The following is an 18,696-nucleotide window of genomic DNA, read 5'->3' on the forward strand; positions in this document are numbered from 1 at the left end:
TGATCGTGGCGTATCGGGTGAATATTCCGTAAGCTATGCGCCTTTTCGCGTTTTGAATATTGTGAGGCTGGTTATTATGGATTCACTCATTGTCCCCGATTTGGCGCTGTTGCGGCGCTGGCTGGATCAGTCGGGCATTTCTTTCTTTGAGTGCGATTCCTGCCAGGCGCTGCACCTGCCGCACATGCAGAACTTCGACGGCGTGTTCGACGCCAAGATAGATCTGGTGGACAACGTCATCCTGTTCTCCGCGCTGGCCGAGGTGAAGCCGACCGCGCTGATCCCGCTGGTGGCGGACCTGAGCCAGATCAACGCCAGTTCGCTGACCATCAAGGCCTTTGTCGACATTCAGGACGACAACCTGCCGAAGCTGATCGTCTGCCAGTCGTTGAGCGTGGCGGTGGGCATCACCTACGAGCAGTTCACTCATTTCATGCAGCAGGGCGAAGAGCAGGTCTCGATGGTGATCCTCGAGGCGCGGGCGAACGATCTGCTGTTTATGGGTGACGAAGAAGAGATCCCCGCTGGCGCCGTGCGTCAGCCGATGCTGCACTGATCCTCGCCGTACCTTAAGCATGCCGTCGCTCCGGCGGCATGCTGCCGTTATTCCCTTCCGCAATAAAATATTCTGCACTTTGGCCTTTGCCGCCCGATCTTTCTCGTCTTTTGTGCCGTTAATGGCGTATCACATAGAGAAAAACTGCATAAAAAATCGATAAATGGCGTTTTTTACCCTGGGGGCTGGCGGGTTGCGATGGCAGCGGCTATGCTGCTGATTCTGCAAAGGGCTTGCGATTTCCCTTGTAACCACGCGAGCAGGGCAGTGCAAAAAGGCGCATGCAATCATATGCATAGCCATTCATTTCGCGGTTGCAACGATTGCGCTCAATCAGGAAAGGTTTTGTATCGCTGCAGATACAAGTTCAATTCTATGATTTACCCTGTTTTGGAGGAAGTTACGGATGGTCACCCAACGTAAAAAGTGGTTATCGGGTGTGGTTGCCGGTCTGTTGATGGCCGCGTCCGTCACGGCGTCAGCCGAAGAGAAAACGCTGCACGTGTATAACTGGTCCGACTATATCGCGCCGGATACCCTGGCCAAATTCCAGAAAGAAACCGGCATCAAAGTGGTGTACGACGTCTTTGACTCCAACGAAGTGTTGGAAGGCAAACTGATGGCGGGCAGCACCGGTTATGATCTGGTGGTTCCTTCATCCAACTTCCTCGAGCGCCAGTCGCAGGCCGGCATCTTCGAGCCGCTCGACAAGAGCAAAATGCCCAACTACAAGAATCTCGATCCCGAGATGCTGAAGCTGGTTGCACATAATGACAAAGACAACAAATACGGCATCCCATACCTGATGGTGACCACCGGCATCGGCTACAATGTCGACAAGGTGAAGGCGGCATTAGGCAAAGACGCGCCGGTCGACAGCTGGGATCTGATCCTCAAGCCGGAAAACCTCGAGAAGCTGAAAAGCTGCGGCGTCTCCTTCCTCGATGCGCCGAGTGAGGTTTACGCCACCGTGCTGCACTACCTGGGCAAGGATCCCAACAGCACCAATGCGGCGGACTATACCGGCGCGGCCAACGATCTGCTGCTGAAGCTGCGGCCGAGCATTCGTTACTTCCACTCTTCACAGTACATCAACGATTTGGCTAACGGCGATATCTGCGTGGCGATCGGCTGGTCCGGCGACGTGATGCAGGCGGCCAACCGCGCCAAAGAGGCGAAGAACGGCGTGAACGTGGCCTATGCGATCCCGAAAGAAGGGGCGCTGACCTACTTCGACATGTTCGCCATGCCGGCGGACGCCAAGAACAAAGACGCCGCGTACCAGTTCCTGAACTTCCTGATGAAACCTGACGTGATGGCGGGCATCAGCAACTATGTCTATTACGCCAATGCGGTGAAAGATTCCACGCCGCTGGTGAAGGCCGAGGTGCGCGAGAACCCGAACGTCTATCCGCCGGCCGATCTGCGCGCCAAGCTGTTCACGCTCAACGTGCAGTCGCCGAAGCTGGATCGTGTCATTACCCGCGCATGGACTAAAGTTAAAAGCGGGAAGTGATGATGGGGGGATACCCCCGATCGTCGGTAAACCGGCAGGCGGGCGCTCCCCGCCTGCACTGCTGTTTTGGGCCACGGCACTCGCCGTGGTTTTGTGCCGCTTTACGCCGGAGAGCACCCCGATTGAACGACGCCATCCCTCGTCCTCAAGCCAAGTCGCAGAAGGTCTTCACCCCTCTGCTGGAAATCCGTAACCTCACCAAAACCTTCGACGGGCAGAATGCGGTCGAAGACGTCAGCCTCACCATCTACAAGGGCGAGATCTTTGCGCTGCTTGGGCCGTCTGGCTGCGGCAAGTCAACCTTACTGCGCATGTTGGCCGGCTTTGAACAGCCGACGGAAGGGCAGATCGTGCTCGACGGGCAGGATATGTCGCACGTGCCGCCGTACCAGCGGCCGATCAACATGATGTTTCAGTCTTACGCGCTGTTCCCGCACATGACGGTAGAGCAGAACATCGCCTTCGGCCTGAAGCAGGACAAAATGCCGCGGGCAGAAATCGCCGAGCGGGTGGCGGAAATGCTGGCGCTGGTGCACATGCAGGAGTACGCCAAACGCAAACCGCACCAGCTTTCCGGCGGCCAGCGGCAGCGGGTGGCGCTGGCGCGCAGCCTGGCCAAGCGGCCCAAGCTGCTGCTGCTGGATGAGCCAATGGGCGCGCTGGACAAGAAGCTGCGCGATCGCATGCAGTTGGAAGTGACCGATATTCTCGAGCGCGTCGGCGTCACCTGCGTGATGGTGACGCACGATCAGGAAGAGGCGATGACCATGGCGGGGCGCATCGCCATCATGAACCGTGGCAAGTTCGTGCAGATCGGCGAGCCGGAAGAGATCTACGAGCATCCGAATAGCCGCTTCAGCGCCGAATTTATCGGTTCGGTCAACGTCTTCGACTGCGTATTGCAGGAGCGCCACGACGATGCGCTGATCCTGCAAAGCCCAGGATTGCGCCATGCGATCAAAGTAGATCCGGACGCCTCGGTGGTGGACGGCGTGCCGATCCAGGTCGCGCTGCGGCCGGAAAAGATCCTGCTGTGCGAACAGGTGCCGGAAGACGGCTGCAACTTCGCGGTAGGGGAAGTGGCGCACATTGCCTACCTGGGCGATCTGTCTATTTATCACGTGAAGCTGCACAGCGGGCAGATTATCAGCGCCCAGCTGCAAAACGGCCACCGTTTCCGCAAGGGGATGCCCACCTGGGGCGATGAAGTGCGTCTGTGCTGGGAAACCGACAGCTGTGTCGTGTTGACGGTGTAGCGGAGCCGCTGAGGAGTAACCCATATGACCCTGCTTTCTGAACGCACGCCGGAGCCGCCGGCCAAAACGCCCGGCACCCTCAAGGCGCTGTTCCACCGCCTGCTGATGGCTCACGGCCGCAAGCTGGTGATCGCATTGCCGTATTTATGGCTGACGCTGCTGTTCATGCTGCCGTTCCTGATCGTGTTCAAGATCAGCCTGGCGGAGCTGGCGTTGGCGGTGCCGCCTTACACCGAGTTGATGAGCTGGGTGGACGGCAAGCTGAACATCGCGCTCAACTTCGCCAACTACCTGCAACTGACCGACGATCCGCTGTATATCGACGCCTATCTGCAGTCGCTGCGCGTGGCGGCGGTCTCGACGCTGTGCTGCCTGATCATCGGTTATCCGCTGGCCTGGGCGGTGGCCCACAGCAAGGCGTCGACCCGCAACATTCTGCTGCTGCTGGTGATCCTGCCTTCCTGGACCTCGTTCCTGATCCGCGTCTATGCCTGGATGGGGATCCTGAAAAACAACGGCATTCTGAATAACTTTCTGATGTGGCTGGGGGTGATCGACCAACCGTTGGTGATCCTGCACACCAACCTGGCGGTGTATATCGGCATCGTTTATTCCTACCTGCCGTTTATGGTGCTGCCGATCTACACGGCACTGATCCGGCTGGATTACTCGCTGGTGGAGGCGTCGCTGGATCTGGGCGCCCGGCCGCTGAAAACCTTCTTCAGCGTAATCGTGCCGCTGACGCGCGGCGGCATCATCGCCGGTTCGATGCTGGTATTCATTCCGGCGGTAGGGGAGTTCGTGATCCCGGAGCTGCTCGGTGGGCCAGACAGCATCATGATCGGCCGCGTGCTGTGGCAGGAGTTCTTCAATAACCGCGACTGGCCGGTGGCTTCGGCGGTCGCCACCATCATGCTGCTGTTGCTGATCGTGCCAATTTTGTGGTTTCACAAACACCAGAACAAGGAAATGGGGGGGCAGGAATGAACAACTTGCCGGTAGTGCGTTCACCGTGGCGCATCGCCATCCTGACGGTCGGCTTTACCTTCCTGTATGCGCCGATGCTGATGTTGGTGATCTACTCCTTTAATAGTTCCAAGCTGGTGACGGTGTGGGCCGGCTGGTCCACGCGCTGGTATACCGAACTGTTTCACGACTCGGCGATGATCAGCGCGGTGGGGCTCAGCCTGACCATCGCCGCCGCCTCCGCCACCGCCGCGGTGGTGCTGGGCGCCATCGCCGCCGTGGTGATGGTGCGGTTCGGCCGCTTTCGCGGTTCGACCGGCTTTGCGTTTATGCTGACTGCGCCGCTGGTGATGCCGGACGTGATCACCGGCCTGTCGCTGCTGCTGCTGTTCGTGGCGATGGGGCACGCTTTCGGCTGGCCGTCGGAGCGCGGCATGTTCACCATCTGGCTGGCGCATGTCACCTTCTGTACCGCTTATGTGGCGGTGGTGATCAGCTCGCGTCTGCGCGAGGTGGATCGCTCGATTGAAGAGGCGGCAATGGATCTGGGGGCGCCGCCGCTGAAGGTGTTCTTCGTTATCACCTTGCCGATGATTGCGCCGGCGCTGATCTCTGGCTGGATGCTGGCGTTTACCCTGTCGCTGGATGATCTGGTGATTGCCAGCTTCGTCTCCGGCCCGGGCGCCACTACGCTGCCGATGCTGGTGTTCTCCAGCGTGCGTATGGGGGTGAATCCGGAAATCAATGCGCTGGCCAGCCTGATCCTGCTGGTGGTGGGCATTCTCGGCCTGATCGCCTGGTGGTTTATGGCGCGCTCGGAAAAACAGCGATCGCGTGAATTGCAGCGGGCGGCCCGTAGCTGAATCGTAACAAACCTGCTATTTTTGCAATCAATAAGTATTGCAACTAACTACCTGACTTTACATGCGCCATCTGTATTGGTGGCGCGTCGTAGCGGAACACGGATATGTCAGACATGCTGAAAAGCGGGCAGGGAATGAGATCGACTTCGGATGCGCCGGTGCCGGTGATGGTGGCGGGCACCGCCATGGTGGCGATCAAGTGTATCAGTGTGGTGCTGCTGCTGGGTGAGCTGGGCGTCGACGGCGCGCAGGAGTTCGTCAACACCAGCGCGCAGGCGTGGGATTCTACCTTTATCTTTCTGGCCGGCCTGATGCTGCTGTGCCTGCAAATCAGCTGCGGCTTTGCGGTGATGCGCGGCCGCAACTGGGGGCGCTGGGGCTATGTGGTCTGCCAGTGCATCGTGGTGCTTTATCTGCTGTTGGCCACCATCGGCAGCGTCTTCCCCGAGGTGTTCACCGTGGAGGGCGAAACCAGCGGCCAAATCCTGCACGTTCTGATCCTGCAAAAGATCCCCGACGCGGTGATCCTGGCGTTGCTGTTCGTTCCTGCCGCCAGCCGCCGCTTCTTCACCGCGCGCAAGTGAGATTTTAGGCGCGCGGAGTGGTAAACTCTGCGCCCTTAATTCGTCATCCTGAACTTCACGGTAATCTTCATGCATTGCGCTTTGTATACGGCGGGCACCTGCCGTTCCTGTCAGTGGCTGGAAAAGCCCTATCCGCAGCAACTGGCCGACAAACAGCATCACCTGCACTCGCTGCTGGCCGGGCGCGACGTCGCGCAGTGGCTGCAGCCGATGGCGGGGGAGCTGAGCGCATTTCGCAATAAAGCCAAGATGGTGGTCAGCGGCAGCGTGGAGCGCCCGCTGCTCGGCATGCTGCACCGCGACGGCACGCCGGTCGATCTGAGCGACTGCCCGCTGTATCCCGCCGGCTTTGCGCCGATGTTTGCGGTGCTGAAAAGCTTCATCGCCCGCGCCGGCCTGACGCCGTATAACGTGGCGCGCAAACGCGGCGAGTTGAAATACCTGCTGCTGACCGAAAGCACGCTCGACGGCGGCGTGATGCTGCGTTTCGTGCTGCGCTCGGAAACCAAGCTGGCGCAGCTGCGCGCTGCGCTGCCGTGGCTGCAGCAGCAGCTGCCGCAGCTCAAGGTGATCTCCGCCAATATTCAGCCGGTGCACATGGCGATCATGGAAGGGGAGCGCGAGATCGCGCTGACCGAACAGCAGGCGCTCGAGGAACAGTTCAATCAGGTGCCGTTGTTCATCCGCCCGCAAAGCTTCTTCCAAACCAACCCGCAGGTGGCCGCCGAGCTGTATGCCACCGCCCGCGACTGGGTGCGCGCGCTGGGTATCGACAGCATGTGGGATCTGTTCTGCGGCGTCGGCGGTTTCGGCCTGCACTGCGCGCAGCCGCAAACGCGGCTGACCGGCATCGAAATCAGCGCGGAAGCGATCGCCTGCGCGCGCCAGTCGGCGCAGCGGTTAGGGTTGTTGCACGTAGATTTTCAGGCGCTCGACTCCACCCGCTTCGCCACCGCCGAAGGCCAGGTGCCACAACTGGTGCTGGTTAACCCGCCGCGGCGCGGCATTGGCCAGGCGCTGTGCGACTACCTGAGCCGGATGGCGCCGGACTATATTCTCTATTCCAGCTGCAACGCCGAGAGCATGGCGAAAGATATCGAGACGTTGCCGGGGTACCGCATCGAACGGGTGCAGCTGTTCGACATGTTCCCGCATACCGCGCACTACGAAGTGTTGACGCTGCTGGTGCGGCGTTTATAAAACATAAGGCCCGGTTATCCGGGCCTTATTGCTTATTGCGGGAACCATTTGTCGTTGATGGCCTTGTAGGTGCCGTCGGCCTTGATGGCGTCCAGCGCGGCGTTCAGCTTGGCCAGCAGCGCCTGGTTGTCGGGGCGCACCGCGATGCCGAGGCCGGTGCCGAAGTATTGTGCATCGGTGATGTGCTCGCCGACCGGCGCCAGCTGCGGGTTGGTTTTCAGCCACTCGTTCACCACGGCGGTGTCGCCGAACACGCCGTCGATACGGCCGTTTTTCAGCTCCAGAATGGCGTTCTGGTAGCTGTCGTAAGAGACGGTGTTAATCTCCGGGTGCTTGTCCTGCATGTATTTCTGGTGGGTGGTGCCGTTTTCCATGCCGAGCTTTTTGCCTTTCAGATCCGCCAGCGAGCTGAACTTGCCTTTTTGCGCGATCACGATCGCCGAGTTGGCGTAGTAAGGCTGGGTGAAAGCGACCTGTTTGCTGCGTTCCGGCGTGATGTCCATACCGGAAATCACCGCATCGTATTTCTTGAATTTCAGCGCGGCGATCAGGCTGTCGAACGCCTGGTTGGTGAAGGTGCACTGCGCCTGCATCTGTTTGCACAGCGCGTTGGCCAGATCGATATCGAAGCCGACGATCTGGTTGTTGGCGTCCAGCGATTCGAACGGCGGGTAGGTGGCGGAGGCGGCGAAGCGGATGGTCTCGGCCGCGGTGGCGTTAAAGGTCATCCCGGCCAACATCGTCGCGGCAAGCAGCAGTTTTTTCATGCGTAGAGCTCCTGTCTGGATCCTGAAAGTGATTATTCGCTATCGTTTGTTTTTACTGGTAATCGCCAGAGTTTTTTGCGTGTGCGCCTGCTGATAACCCTGCCATTGAGTGAATTAAAATGCAATATAAATGATTAAATATTGCTGCAGAGATAAAAAAAGCCCCGCACGATGGCGGGGCTCATGGGGAGAGGCGGTCTCAGTTGCGGCGCTCAAACGCCAGCGCGCGGCGCTCCACCAGCCGCATCAGCAGCGTCAGCAGGCCGTTGACGCACAGGTACACCAGGCCCGCGGCGCCGAACACCATGACGTCGTAGGTGCGGCCATACATCAGCTGGCTGTAGCCCATCACTTCCATCAGCGTGATGGTGTAGGCCAGCGAGGTGCTTTTGAACACCAGCACCACTTCGTTGGAATAAGACGATAGCGCGCGTTTGAAGGCGAACGGCAACAGGATGCGCAGCGTTTGCCGGCGCGACATGCCCAGCGCTTCGCACGACTGCCACTGCCCGGCGGGAATGGCGCGCACCGCACCATAGAACAGCTGCGTGGTGTAGGCCGCGCTGTTCAGCGCCAGCGCAATCATCGCGCACAGCCAGGGCTGCGACAGCAGGTTCCACAGCCACGGGTAGTCGCGGATCGCCGGGAACTGGCCGGGGCCATAGTAGATCAGGAAGATCTGCACCAGCAGCGGCGTGCCGGTGAACAGCGTCACGTAGATCTTGACCAGCGGCGTCAGGATCGGCGTTTTCAGCGTCAGGATCACCGTCAGCAGCAGCGACAGCAGCAGCGCGACGATCAGCGCGGCGACGGTCAGGGTTAGGCTGGTGTGCAGCCCTTTGAGGATTTCCGGTAAATACTCAATCATCAGACCGGCCCCCGCTCAAAGCGCGTGGCGCGCAGCTCAATGCGTTTGATGACGTATTGGCTGAACAGCGTCACCAGCAGGTAGATGGCCGCCGCGATCACATACCAGGTAAAAGGCTCCTGGGTGCGGGTGGCGATGCTCTTGGTTTGCAGCATCAGATCGTTCACGCTGATCAGCGACACCAGCGCGGTGTCTTTCAGCAACACCAGCCACTGGTTGCCGAGGCCGGGTAGGGCGTGGCGCCACATCTGTGGCATGATCAGGCGAAAGAAGATCGCCGCCTTGCCCAGTCCCAGCGCCTGGCCGGATTCCCACTGCCCCTGCGGCACCGCTTTGAGCGCGCCGCGCAGCGTCTGCGAAGCGTAGGCGGAATAGAGCAGGGCCAGAGCGATCACCCCGCACAGGAACGGACTGACTTCGAAATTGTCTATCGCCAACTGAATCGGCAACTGGAACAGACCGAGGTTGAGGGTAAAGCCGTCGGAGAGCATCAGCAGCAACTGCGACGAGCCGAAATAGATAAACAGCACCACCAGGATTTCCGGCAGGCCGCGCAGCACGGTCACCCAGGCGGTGCCGAGCCAGCTGACCGCTTTCCAGCGGGACGATTCCCATACGGCGAACAGCATCGCCAGAATCAGCCCGAGGATCAGGGCGCAAACGGCAAGGCCGACGGTCATGCCGGCGGCGCTTGCTAAAGGTTGTAATTCATTCATCGGGGCGTATTACTGCTGGAACCATTTTTTGTAGATGGTTTCATAGGTCCCATCCTGCTTAATCTTGTCCAGAGCGGCATTGAACTTGCCCTGCAGATCGGTATTCTTCTGGCGCACCGCGATGCCGAGGCCGGTGCCGAAGTAGTCTTTATCCGTCACTTTGGTGCCCACTGCCGCCAGCGCGTCATTCTGCTTCAGCCACTCGTTGACCACCGCGGTATCGCCGAACACCGCATCAACGCGGCCATTCTTCAGATCTAAAATGGCGTTCTGGTAGCTGTCGTAAGGCACGGTGGTGATTTCCGGGTGCTTGTCGGTCAGGTATTTCTGGTGGGTGGTGCCGTTTTGCACGCCCACCTTCTTGCCTTTCAGCGCCGCCACGTCGGCGATTTTGCCTTTCTGCGCGATGAACAGCGCCGAGTTATCGTAGTACGGCTTAGTGAACAGCACCTGCTTTTCACGTTCTGGCGTAATGTCCATGCCGGCCATGACCGCATCGAAACGCTTGAACTTCAGGCTAGGGATCAGGCTGTCGAACGCCTGGTTGGTGAAGGTGCACTCGGCCTGCATCTCTTTGCACAGTGCGTTGGCCAGATCGACATCAAAACCCTGAATCTTGTTGCTGGCGTCAATAAATTCAAATGGAGGATAGGAGGCTTCGGTAGCGAAACGGATGGTTTCGGCTGCGGAGGCGGAAACGCTGATGCCGGCCAGAACGGCGGCGATTATTAGTTTTTTCATCGCAAAATCCCCAAATTACAGCAAGTTAATTGTTAGTGTGATAAGTAGTTGGCAAACTCGGTGGTCTGTGGCTGCGCAAAGTGGCTGCTGTCGCCTTGCTCCACAACGTGGCCGTTTTCCATGTACACCACGCGGCTGGCGGTCTTGCGCGCCACTTCCACTTCGTGGGTGACGATCACCTGCGTGATGCCGGTGCCGGCCAGTTCGCGAATGATGCTAACGATCTGAGCGGTGATTTCCGGATCCAGCGCCGCAGTCGGTTCATCGAACAGCAGCACCTGCGGTTCCATCATCAGGGCGCGGGCGATCGCCACGCGCTGCTGCTGGCCGCCGGAAAGGTGCAGCGGGAAGCGATCGGCGAAGTCGGTCAGGCGCAGACGCTTGAGCAGCTTGTCGGCGCGCTCCATCGCCTGAGCTTTGGTCAGACCCAGTACGCGGCAAGGCGCCTCGATCAGGTTCTGGACCACAGTGAGGTGAGGCCACAGGTTGTATTGCTGGAAAACCATGCCGACGTTTTGACGCAGTTCGCGAATGGCTTTCTCGCCCGGCGCCTGTTTGAAGTCGAATTGGTTACCGGCGATCTGCAGTTGGCCCGAACGCGGCATTTCCAGCAGGTTTAGCACCCGCAGCAATGAGCTTTTCCCGGCGCCGCTTGGGCCAAGCAGCACCAGGGTTTCCCCAGCTGGACAATCCAGCGTGATGTCAAACAGCGCCTGGTGAGCGCCGTAATAGCAATTGATACCGTTAAGTTGAATACTCATGCGCCAGAATTGAATAGACATTGATGCCGCAAATGTTAACTTCCACAGAATACTTATGCAATCTTTGTGCGTTAAAATTTATGAGTGTGCGGCGGGAAAGTAAAAGATTAGCACAAGATACCGCGACTCAGGCCGAGGGAGGGGATTTGTGGCGCAGGCTGTGATATCGGTAGCGAAATTTTTTCTATTGGACGAAATTTGAGCTGTTGACTGACGGCGGGGATGACCGACGCGGCAAGCCCGCGTCGGCCGGGGTATCGCGGGTTACTGGTTTTCCAGCACCTGGCGCACGCTGCCGTTGGTGGCATGTGCTGGAACATTCAGGTAGCGAATATCATCAACCACCCAGCAGGTACCTTCGCGCACCATCAGCACTTCGTCCTGCCAGTTCACGGTGCTGTTGGCGTCTTTTTGATAGCTTAAGTCGACGCGCAGCGGAATATTTTTCGCATCGGTGTTAGGAATGGTCGAGGCGCTGGCGACGGAGGCGCTGCTTGGCCCTTGCGCATTGCCGGAGAACAGATCGCCGGTTATCTGATGCTTGCCCGGATTTTGAGCGGCGCTGACCAGATCCTGATACAGCACTTTGCTCAGATAAGGCTGCAGCTGCGCCAGGCGGTTGCTGTCCGGCAGGCTGGAGCCTTGCTGGATGCGCAGGTCATAGAACTTTTGCGCGACCGTATCCGGGCCGCCTTCCACACAGCTGCCGCTGCGGGTGCCGATATCCTTGTATGCCGGTTCCACCGTGGTACAGGCACTCAGCAACAGCGCTAAGGGTAAAACAGCCGCAATCGTTTTTGTTTTCATCTTATTACCTTATGTGAAAGTCTCTACCATGAAGACCGATAGCTTACAGTATAAATGCGTTTTTTGGCCTTGCATTCGTACTGCGTGCCATTGATTAAGCGAACATAACGCCAATCTTCTGGTCATAGATACGTTGAATTAATCAAACAAGGAGTTCTGATGCAGCTTTCAACTACCCCGACCCTGGAAGGGTTCACCATCACCGAATACTGCGGCGTCGTCACCGGCGAAGCGATCCTCGGCGCCAACATTTTTCGTGATTTCTTCGCCGGCGTGCGCGATATCGTCGGTGGCCGCTCGGGCGCTTATGAGAAAGAGCTGCGCAAGGCGCGCTTGATTGCGTTCGAAGAGCTGGAAGATCAGGCAAAAGAGCTGGGCGCCAACGCGGTGGTCGGCATTGATATCGATTATGAAACCGTAGGTAAAGACGGCAGCATGCTGATGGTGACCGTCAGCGGCACCGCGGTGAAAGTCAGCCGCTAACGCCATTCCCTGCGCCCCGGCCGTTCCGCCGGGGCGACATCCTGTAGGTTCATCCCACCTTGTGCTGCTCGACGATCGGGCGGTGTTCCTGCGGTTTCACCGGCGCCGGCGCTTGGCGATGCGGCATCGGCTGAACGGGCGGCTGATGGATCTGCGGCGCCGGGGCTGGATGCGGCATGATGCGCGCTTGCGGCACTGCCAACGGGCGTTCTATCGTCGGATGCTGTGGCGCTGCCGGTTCACGAACTATCGGCGGCGCAGCGTGCGGCGCGGCCTGAACCTGTGGCCGCACGGCGGATTGATGCACTGGCGCGGCGGTCTGCATCGGAGGCGTCCGTACCGACGCAGCATGCACGGCCATCGGCTGCTGCGCGTGGGGCGCTGCCGGCGCGGCATGCGTGAACGTTGGCATGCTCATCGGCTGCTGTACATGGGGCGCGTTGACCGATTGTTGCACGTGCGGCGCGGCCGCTACCGGCTGGGTGTGCGCAAAGGTCGGCAGGGTCATCGGCGCATGGGCCGCAGGCGCGACGCGCGGCTGCGCGTTAGGCGTCGGCGGGTTGAAATGCGGCGTCGGTGCGGCGGTCGTATTGTTGTAGTTATTCACTGTATGGGTGCTGCGATTCACATTGTTCACGTTGTTATATTGATTGATGTTGGTGACGCGATTCACCACGGTGGTGGAATGCGATACGTAGGGCGCATCGCGGTAGACCACCGGTTGGCGTCGATCGTCCCAGCGCATATCCCAGTTGTGCCAGCCGCTGTTGTGCTGATTGAACAATGAGGCGACCGCAATGCCGACACCGAAGCTGATCACGCCGGCCGCCAACATGTCGCCGCCGCTGTAGCCCGAAGGTTGATACCGATAGCTCGGATAGGCTGGGATCGGCGTGCCGTAGGCCACCCAGGGATCGTAATGTGGGACGTAAACCGTATCCGGCTGGCTGGGTTCGATGACGATGGTTTCGCCCGGCGCCGCTACCACGCGCTGGCGATAGGGCTGCTGCTCAACGTAACGGGTGGTGGGGGCCACGACGATGCGCTGCTGCGGGGTGTTTTTCAGCGTGCCTTGGCTGGCCGCCCGTTGACGCATCACCTGAATGGCGTTCATCACGTCGGTGGGATCGTTCAGGTAGGCGCTGCCCAGGGCGGTGGTCCAGGGGATGTTTTTCGCCATTTGATCGAGCACGTCGGGGAATTGCACCAGGCCGCGCACGCTGGGATCCCAGGGCTGAGCGTCGGCCGCCGAGCTGAGCGCCGCCGGTTGCAACCCGCGGTTTTGCGCCAGCCAGGCATCCGCGGTGTTGATTTGGTCAGGATAACCCGCGCCGGCCAACACCTGCGCCAGCAGCTTGTCGGGGAACAGCGCCACCGGGCTGACCAACTGGTACAGCTGGTCGGCAGTCAGCGGCGTGTAGGCCGGCGTACTGGCACTCGCGATGGGCGCGGCCGGGGACGGTGCGCTTGCCCCCATCGCGTCAGCGACTTTTTGCCGATCGCAGCCGCTGAGCGGCAGCATGGCGGCACAGAGCAACCAGGACAGATAGCGTGGCGTCAACATGTTCGACTCCGCTCTTTCGGCGCAGATGATACTTTGAGACTATCATGGGCGGGAAAGGCCGCCAGTCGGGAGCAACACTCGCTTGCACATCGGCGTTGTCTGTCATCATTTCTCGACGAACGTGATGATTGGATACAGGTCAATCGCGTCGCGTTACATCTCACGGACGTCAATCAGGAGGATAAGTGAAAATTTGGCCAGGGATCATCGCCGCCGCGCTGTTGGCGGGATGCCAAAATCCGCAGCAGGACACGCTCGTCGATCGTGGCGCTTACCAGCTCGAAACCTTGCATCAGGCGCAGGGCGCCGATCAGCGCATTCGGTTTCTGGTGATGCACTATACGGCGGAAGACTTTCATTCATCGCTGAAAACGTTGACCGATGAACACGTCAGCGCACACTACCTGTTGCCGGCGCACCCGCAGCGCGAACACGGCAAACCGACGGTGTATCGGCTGGTGCCGGAAGCGATGCGCGCCTGGCATGCCGGCGCCAGCGCCTGGCGCGGCCGCAGCAACCTCAACGACACCTCGATCGGCATCGAAATCGTCAACAAGGGATTCACCCGCAGCATGCTGTTCACCCATTGGCAGCCTTATACGGCGGAGCAGATCGCCGTGCTGATCCCGCTGAGCCGCGACATCATCCAACGCTATGGCATTCAGCCGCAGGACGTGGTGGGGCACAGCGACATCGCGCCGCAGCGCAAACAGGATCCCGGCCCGCTGTTCCCCTGGCGGCAGCTGGCGCAGGCCGGCATCGGCGCCTGGCCGGATGAACGGGACGTGCAGCGGTTGCTGGCGGGGCGCGATCGCCATGCGCCGGTACCGATGGCGCCGCTGCTCGAAAAGCTGGCGCGTTACGGCTACGCGATCGACCCGTCGTGGGATGCGCGGCAGCAGCGCAATGTGCTGGCGGCATTTCAGATGCATTTCCGGCCCGACGATGTTCGCGGTAAGCCGGATGCAGAGAGTGAGGCGATTATCGATGCGCTGCTGGTGAAGTACGGCGCGGCGCGTTGATTACAGGCCGTGCAGTTTGCCGTGATCTTTCAGCCAGCGGGCGGTGCGCGCGATGCCTTCTTCCAGCGAGACGATCGGCTGATAGCCCAGCTCTTGCTGCGCGCGGGTGGTATCGAGCGTGAGGTCGAAGTTGAGTTTGGCGACGCCGTAGTGGGTCAGCACCGGCTCCTTTTCGCTTTTGCTGCCCAGGCGCTCCATGCCGCGCGCCATCATGTCTAGCATCGGGTAGGGGACGGAGCGGATGCGGCACTTCATGCCCAAATCGTCGATCAACTGCTGCACCACGGTGCGCAGCGGACGCGGCTGCTGGTTGGTGATGTTGTAGGCGCGGCCGGACGGCGTATCTTCTTTTAGCGTCGCCAGCCACATGGCGTGCACCGCGTTCTCCAGATAGGTCATGTCCACCATCGCCGCGCCGCCGCGCGGCAGCAGCAGGTTGCCGTAGCGTTTGATCATCTGCAGCAACCGCGGCAGCATCACCTTGTCGTGCGGCCCGAACAGGCCCTGCGGGCGCAAAATGGTGAAATGGGTCTGCGGATTGGACAGCGCCAATTGCTGGATCACCTGCTCGCCGGCGGCCTTGCTGCGCGCGAACTCGTTGGCGTAACGCTGCGGGCGAAAGTCTTCGGTTACGTTGCGGTGATGGTGGTAGTCGAAATAGATCGCCGGGGAAGAGATGTGAATGAACTGCGCCACGCCATAGGCCGCCGCCCATTCGCCGAGGCGGCGGGTAGCGCGGACGTTGGCCAGTTCGAAGGCTTCTTCGGTGCCCCAGGGCGAGGTAAAGCTGGAGCAGTGCCACAGCACATCGACGTCCGCCAGCATCGCTTTGGCCTGCGAAGAGATCAGGTTGGTGAGATCGGCATGAATGAACTCAGCGCCCATTTTTTCCAGCAGGCCGCCCATCGCCTGGTTGCGGCCAGTGGCGCGCACTTTGATGCCCTGGCGGCGCAGATATTCAACGGCGTTACGGCCTAACCCACTGGTGGCACCGGTGACCAATACCTTCATAACGGACTCTATTCTCACCCAAAATCGGAATACCGGCGGGCGCTTGCGGCGCTCCCAGCAAATAAGATGCCATTCTTCCGTGATTTCGTGCGCTATGCAATCGGAAAGCCCCGAAGCACAGCGGCAAACTGTGCGGTTGATCGACAAATGAACGGCATTCAGCGCTGTTGGCGGTCCAGGTTCTCGGCCAACGTCGCGATGCGCTTCGCCATGCCGCGAAAAATGAACAGGTGTGCGGGCATCATGGCGAACCAATACAGCAGCCCGCTGAAGCCGGCCGGATGCCACCAGGCGCGCACGTCCAGCGTGCGGCGATCGCCGCGATCGGTAATGGTGAAGCTCAGCCGCCCCAGCCCCGGCGCCTTCATGCCGAACAACAGCGCCAGTTGCCGCAGCGGTTTCAGCGTGATGACTTTCCAACCGTCAATCTCGTCACCCAGCGCCAGGGTCGCGCGCGCCGGGCGGCCATAGACCACGCCGTTGCCGATCATGTCGTCCATGCGGGCGCGGATCCGCCACAGGATATTGGCGTAGAAATAGCCTTCCTCGCCCCCCAACTGCTGCACCGTTTGCCACAGCGCCTGGCTGGAAGCGGCGGTGTCGAGCGAACACCCCGCCTGTTTCGGGTAATAGCCGTAGCCGGGGCGCCAGCGGGCCCGCGCCGCCGGATCGTAGCCCCAGTCGGCGGAATCGACCACCTCCAGTTCGCGCTGCAGCGTGGCGGTGACCGCCTGATCGAAGGTGTGCAGACGTTGCGGGATCAGGGCCTGCAACGGTTTGCCGTCGGCGGGCAGATCGTGCTTCAGGCCCTGGATCAGCGCGCGCGCGATCGGCGTCGGCACCGAGGTGATCAGGCTGATGAACCACACTGAAATCAGTCGCGTCGGCAAGGGGATCGGGATCAGCCAGCGCCGCTTGCCGCTGATGGCGATAAAGCGTTTGAACATATCCTGATAGCTGAGGTATTCAGGCCCGGCGACGTCGAAGATGCGGTGTTCCTCCGCCGGGTGCGCCAGCAGATCGGCAAGGTAAACCAGCAGGTTCTCCAGCGCCACCGGCGAGGACTTCGAGCGCACCCAGCGCGGCGGCGTCAGCACCGGCAGGTTATAGACCATGTCGCGCATCACTTCGAACGCCGCCGAACCGGGGCCGACGATGATGCCGGCGCGCAGCTCGGTCACCGGCACACCGCTCTGGCGCAGGATCTCGCCGGTCAGGCGGCGGGCCGCCAGGTGCGGCGAACTGTCGTCGTTCGGCTGCAGCGCGCCGAGAAAGATCACCTGTTTGACGCAGGCATTGCGTAGCGCGTCGCGCAGGTTTTCCGCCGCCTGGCGTTCCTTCTCGATAAAGTCGTCGCCGTCGCCCATCGCGTGCACCAGATAGTAAAGCGTATCGATTTCCCACAGCGCCGCGCTCAGAGTTTCCGGGCGGTACAGATCGACATACAGGCAGTTGACCTGCGGCCAGTTCTGCTCCTGCAGCCACTCGATGCGCCGCGCGGCGGCGGTAATCTGGTGCCCCTGTTCGATCAGGTGCGGGATCAGGTTCTGGCCTATATAGCCGCTGGCTCCAAGAACCAGTACGCGTTGGGGTGTCATCGGGCCGCCTTGTGCGGTAGAGGATTGGCAGAACGACAGGATGCCAAATTCAGGGTTTAAATGCACATTTTGTATGGGTATAAGTCGGTTGCATCCATCCTGACGCAGGTTCACACTACGCGCCCCTTATCGCACGAAAAACCGGATGCCATGAAGCTCAATGTGATTTGTTACGCCCTGCTGGGTCTGGCGCTGATCGCCAGTTTGTTCTCGCCGCATCCGGTGTGGATGTGGTTGGTGCTGGCCAACCTGCTGACGTTTCTGATCTACGGCGGCGATAAGCTGGCGGCGCGCAAAGGGTGGCGACGGGTGCCGGAGGCGACGCTGTTGCTGTTCGGCGCGCTGGGCGGCTGGTTGGGCGCACTGGCGGCACAGCAGCTGTTTCGCCACAAAACCCAGAAGCAGCCGTTTAAAACCTGGTTCATCCTCAGCGTGGCGCTCAATCTGGCGGCGGTGCTGGGGCTGTGGTACTGGGTTTACGGCCGCTGGATCTTCTGATTACAGCAGCAGCGGCAGAGTCGCGCTGGCGGTGGCCTGCATCGCCTGAGCGTAGGCGGGATCGCGCTGAGTCAGTTCGGCGATCATCAACTCCACCAGCAGCATGGCGCCGACCTTGGCCGGCAGGGCGCCAGCGGTCAGCGGCCCTTCCGGTTTAGCCGCCACCAGCAGCGTATCCGCCATCTTGGCCAGCGGGCTGCGTTGGGTATTGCTGACGGCGATCACGCGTGCGCCGCGCCCTTTGGCCAACGTCACCGCATGCAGCACGTCCTTGGTTGAGCCGGAGCTGGAGATGACGATCAGCAGATCCCGCTCACTCAGCGAGGCTGCATTCATCGCTGCCCGGTGCATGTCGCTGAACAGCTGCGCCGGTTTGCCGAGGCGCAACAGCTTGTAGTGCAGGAAGTCGCCGATGATGGCGCTGGCGGCGACGCCGTAAATCTGCACCGAAGCACAACGTTGCAGGCTATCCGCCGCCTGTTGCAGCGCCTGCGGATCCAACAGCGCGCCGGTATCCCGCAGCGCCTGTACGCTCTCTTCCACCAAATTTTCCGCCGCGCTTTGGCGCGTCGCCGCTTCCGGCTGGCTTTGTTGCAAGCTGAGGGCCAGCGCCATTTTAAATTCGGTATAGCCTTTGCAGCCGAGATGGCGGCACAGCCGTGTGACGCTGGCTTCGCTGGTGGCGCTTTCACGCGCCAGTTCGGTGATGGTCAGGTAAACGGCGCGGGAAGGCTCCGCAAGAAGATAGTTGCCGAGCTTTTGCAGCGTGGGGCTGTACCCCGCCAAATCCTGCCGCAGCCGCAATAACAAGTTGCCTGTATTCATCACGTTACCTTTCTGAGTATTCCCGTTTCTATTGTGGCGGAAAGACGCCGCGGCTCGCCAGTGAAATCGACGGATTGTGAAGCCGATCATCGTT

The 18,696-nt window shown here is 60.3% G+C and carries 20 protein-coding genes; 10 read left to right on the forward strand and 10 right to left on the reverse strand.

The window, feature by feature from the left end; all coding sequences use genetic code 11:
- Window positions 1–76: 76 nt before the first annotated feature.
- From ACJ8J5_RS09720 to rlmC, 7 genes are all read left to right on the forward strand, one after another.
- The gene (locus ACJ8J5_RS09720; RefSeq protein ID WP_004938666.1) at window positions 77–556 is read left to right on the forward strand and encodes a YbjN domain-containing protein; all 480 of its coding nucleotides are present in this window, start codon (window positions 77–79) and stop codon (window positions 554–556) included.
- A 406-nt stretch (window positions 557–962) separates the two neighbouring features.
- Entirely contained in the window at window positions 963–2,072 is a 1,110-nt protein-coding gene (gene potF / locus ACJ8J5_RS09725; protein WP_043137777.1) for a spermidine/putrescine ABC transporter substrate-binding protein PotF, read from the forward strand.
- A gap of 122 nt (window positions 2,073–2,194) precedes the next feature.
- Window positions 2,195–3,328: a putrescine ABC transporter ATP-binding subunit PotG gene (gene potG, locus ACJ8J5_RS09730; protein ID WP_043137773.1), complete on the forward strand. Its 1,134-nt coding sequence runs from the start codon at window positions 2,195–2,197 to the stop codon at window positions 3,326–3,328.
- Window positions 3,329–3,352: 24 nt separating this feature from the next.
- Entirely contained in the window at window positions 3,353–4,315 is a 963-nt protein-coding gene (gene potH, locus ACJ8J5_RS09735; RefSeq protein WP_038629107.1) for a putrescine ABC transporter permease PotH, read from the forward strand.
- Window positions 4,312–5,157 carry a putrescine ABC transporter permease PotI gene (potI, locus tag ACJ8J5_RS09740; RefSeq protein WP_025302238.1) on the forward strand — a complete coding sequence of 282 codons (846 nt, stop codon included), beginning with the start codon at window positions 4,312–4,314 and terminating at the stop codon, window positions 5,155–5,157. The genes potH and potI overlap by 4 nt, the downstream gene beginning before the upstream one ends.
- Window positions 5,158–5,261: 104 nt before the next feature.
- A complete protein-coding gene (locus tag ACJ8J5_RS09745) occupies window positions 5,262–5,741 on the forward strand; it encodes a YbjO family protein (RefSeq protein ID WP_042706209.1) in 480 nt (159 codons plus the stop codon).
- A 69-nt stretch (window positions 5,742–5,810) separates the two neighbouring features.
- Window positions 5,811–6,941, forward strand: coding sequence for a 23S rRNA (uracil(747)-C(5))-methyltransferase RlmC (gene rlmC / locus ACJ8J5_RS09750; RefSeq protein WP_197811397.1), 1,131 nt, complete (start codon window positions 5,811–5,813; stop codon window positions 6,939–6,941).
- Window positions 6,942–6,973: 32 nt separating this feature from the next.
- Here the strand turns inward: rlmC and artJ (ACJ8J5_RS09755) are convergent, their stop codons facing one another.
- The 6 genes from artJ (ACJ8J5_RS09755) to ACJ8J5_RS09780 form a co-directional block, all read right to left on the reverse strand.
- Entirely contained in the window at window positions 6,974–7,708 is a 735-nt protein-coding gene (artJ, locus tag ACJ8J5_RS09755; protein WP_015377297.1) for an arginine ABC transporter substrate-binding protein, read from the reverse strand.
- A 199-nt stretch (window positions 7,709–7,907) separates the two neighbouring features.
- The gene (gene artM / locus ACJ8J5_RS09760) at window positions 7,908–8,576 is read right to left on the reverse strand and encodes an arginine ABC transporter permease ArtM (protein WP_025302241.1); all 669 of its coding nucleotides are present in this window, start codon (window positions 8,574–8,576) and stop codon (window positions 7,908–7,910) included.
- Window positions 8,576–9,292 carry an arginine ABC transporter permease ArtQ gene (gene artQ / locus ACJ8J5_RS09765; RefSeq protein ID WP_025159684.1) on the reverse strand — a complete coding sequence of 239 codons (717 nt, stop codon included), beginning with the start codon at window positions 9,290–9,292 and terminating at the stop codon, window positions 8,576–8,578. The genes artM and artQ overlap by 1 nt, the downstream gene beginning before the upstream one ends.
- Before the next feature lie 9 nt (window positions 9,293–9,301).
- A complete protein-coding gene (artJ, locus tag ACJ8J5_RS09770) occupies window positions 9,302–10,033 on the reverse strand; it encodes an arginine ABC transporter substrate-binding protein (protein WP_049295325.1) in 732 nt (243 codons plus the stop codon).
- Window positions 10,034–10,065: 32 nt separating this feature from the next.
- Window positions 10,066–10,794, reverse strand: coding sequence for an arginine ABC transporter ATP-binding protein ArtP (gene artP, locus ACJ8J5_RS09775; RefSeq protein WP_142590589.1), 729 nt, complete (start codon window positions 10,792–10,794; stop codon window positions 10,066–10,068).
- Window positions 10,795–11,058: 264 nt separating this feature from the next.
- On the reverse strand, window positions 11,059–11,601 hold the full coding sequence (locus ACJ8J5_RS09780; RefSeq protein ID WP_049205965.1) for a lipoprotein: 543 nt from the start codon (window positions 11,599–11,601) through the stop codon (window positions 11,059–11,061).
- A 159-nt stretch (window positions 11,602–11,760) separates the two neighbouring features.
- Here ACJ8J5_RS09780 and ACJ8J5_RS09785 point away from each other — a divergent pair, with 159 nt between their 5' ends.
- Window positions 11,761–12,084 carry a heavy metal-binding domain-containing protein gene (locus tag ACJ8J5_RS09785; protein ID WP_004928400.1) on the forward strand — a complete coding sequence of 108 codons (324 nt, stop codon included), beginning with the start codon at window positions 11,761–11,763 and terminating at the stop codon, window positions 12,082–12,084.
- A gap of 49 nt (window positions 12,085–12,133) precedes the next feature.
- Here the strand turns inward: ACJ8J5_RS09785 and ACJ8J5_RS09790 are convergent, their stop codons facing one another.
- Window positions 12,134–13,648, reverse strand: coding sequence for a DUF3300 domain-containing protein (locus tag ACJ8J5_RS09790; RefSeq protein WP_414104581.1), 1,515 nt, complete (start codon window positions 13,646–13,648; stop codon window positions 12,134–12,136).
- A 185-nt stretch (window positions 13,649–13,833) separates the two neighbouring features.
- Between ACJ8J5_RS09790 and ACJ8J5_RS09795 the strand changes: the two genes are divergently transcribed.
- On the forward strand, window positions 13,834–14,670 hold the full coding sequence (locus ACJ8J5_RS09795) for an N-acetylmuramoyl-L-alanine amidase (RefSeq protein WP_043137752.1): 837 nt from the start codon (window positions 13,834–13,836) through the stop codon (window positions 14,668–14,670).
- Here the strand turns inward: ACJ8J5_RS09795 and ACJ8J5_RS09800 are convergent, their stop codons facing one another.
- Together ACJ8J5_RS09800 and ACJ8J5_RS09805 are read right to left on the reverse strand one after the other, a co-directional pair.
- Window positions 14,671–15,681, reverse strand: a complete 1,011-nt coding sequence (locus tag ACJ8J5_RS09800) for an NAD-dependent epimerase/dehydratase family protein (protein WP_004928393.1) — start codon at window positions 15,679–15,681, stop codon at window positions 14,671–14,673.
- Window positions 15,682–15,839: 158 nt separating this feature from the next.
- Complete coding sequence (locus tag ACJ8J5_RS09805; RefSeq protein ID WP_025302247.1) at window positions 15,840–17,279, reverse strand: DUF2867 domain-containing protein; 1,440 nt, start codon at window positions 17,277–17,279, stop codon at window positions 15,840–15,842.
- 150 nt (window positions 17,280–17,429) lie between these two features.
- Between ACJ8J5_RS09805 and ACJ8J5_RS09810 the strand changes: the two genes are divergently transcribed.
- On the forward strand, window positions 17,430–17,777 hold the full coding sequence (locus ACJ8J5_RS09810) for a DUF1294 domain-containing protein (RefSeq protein ID WP_049208096.1): 348 nt from the start codon (window positions 17,430–17,432) through the stop codon (window positions 17,775–17,777).
- Here ACJ8J5_RS09810 and ACJ8J5_RS09815 read toward each other — a convergent pair whose 3' ends face one another.
- Window positions 17,778–18,605, reverse strand: a complete 828-nt coding sequence (locus ACJ8J5_RS09815) for a MurR/RpiR family transcriptional regulator (protein ID WP_025302249.1) — start codon at window positions 18,603–18,605, stop codon at window positions 17,778–17,780.
- Between the last annotated feature and the right edge of the window lie 91 nt (window positions 18,606–18,696).

It is taken from the genome of Serratia sp. CY43202, assembly GCF_052168755.1.
GTDB classification, from domain to species: domain Bacteria; phylum Pseudomonadota; class Gammaproteobacteria; order Enterobacterales; family Enterobacteriaceae; genus Serratia; species Serratia bockelmannii.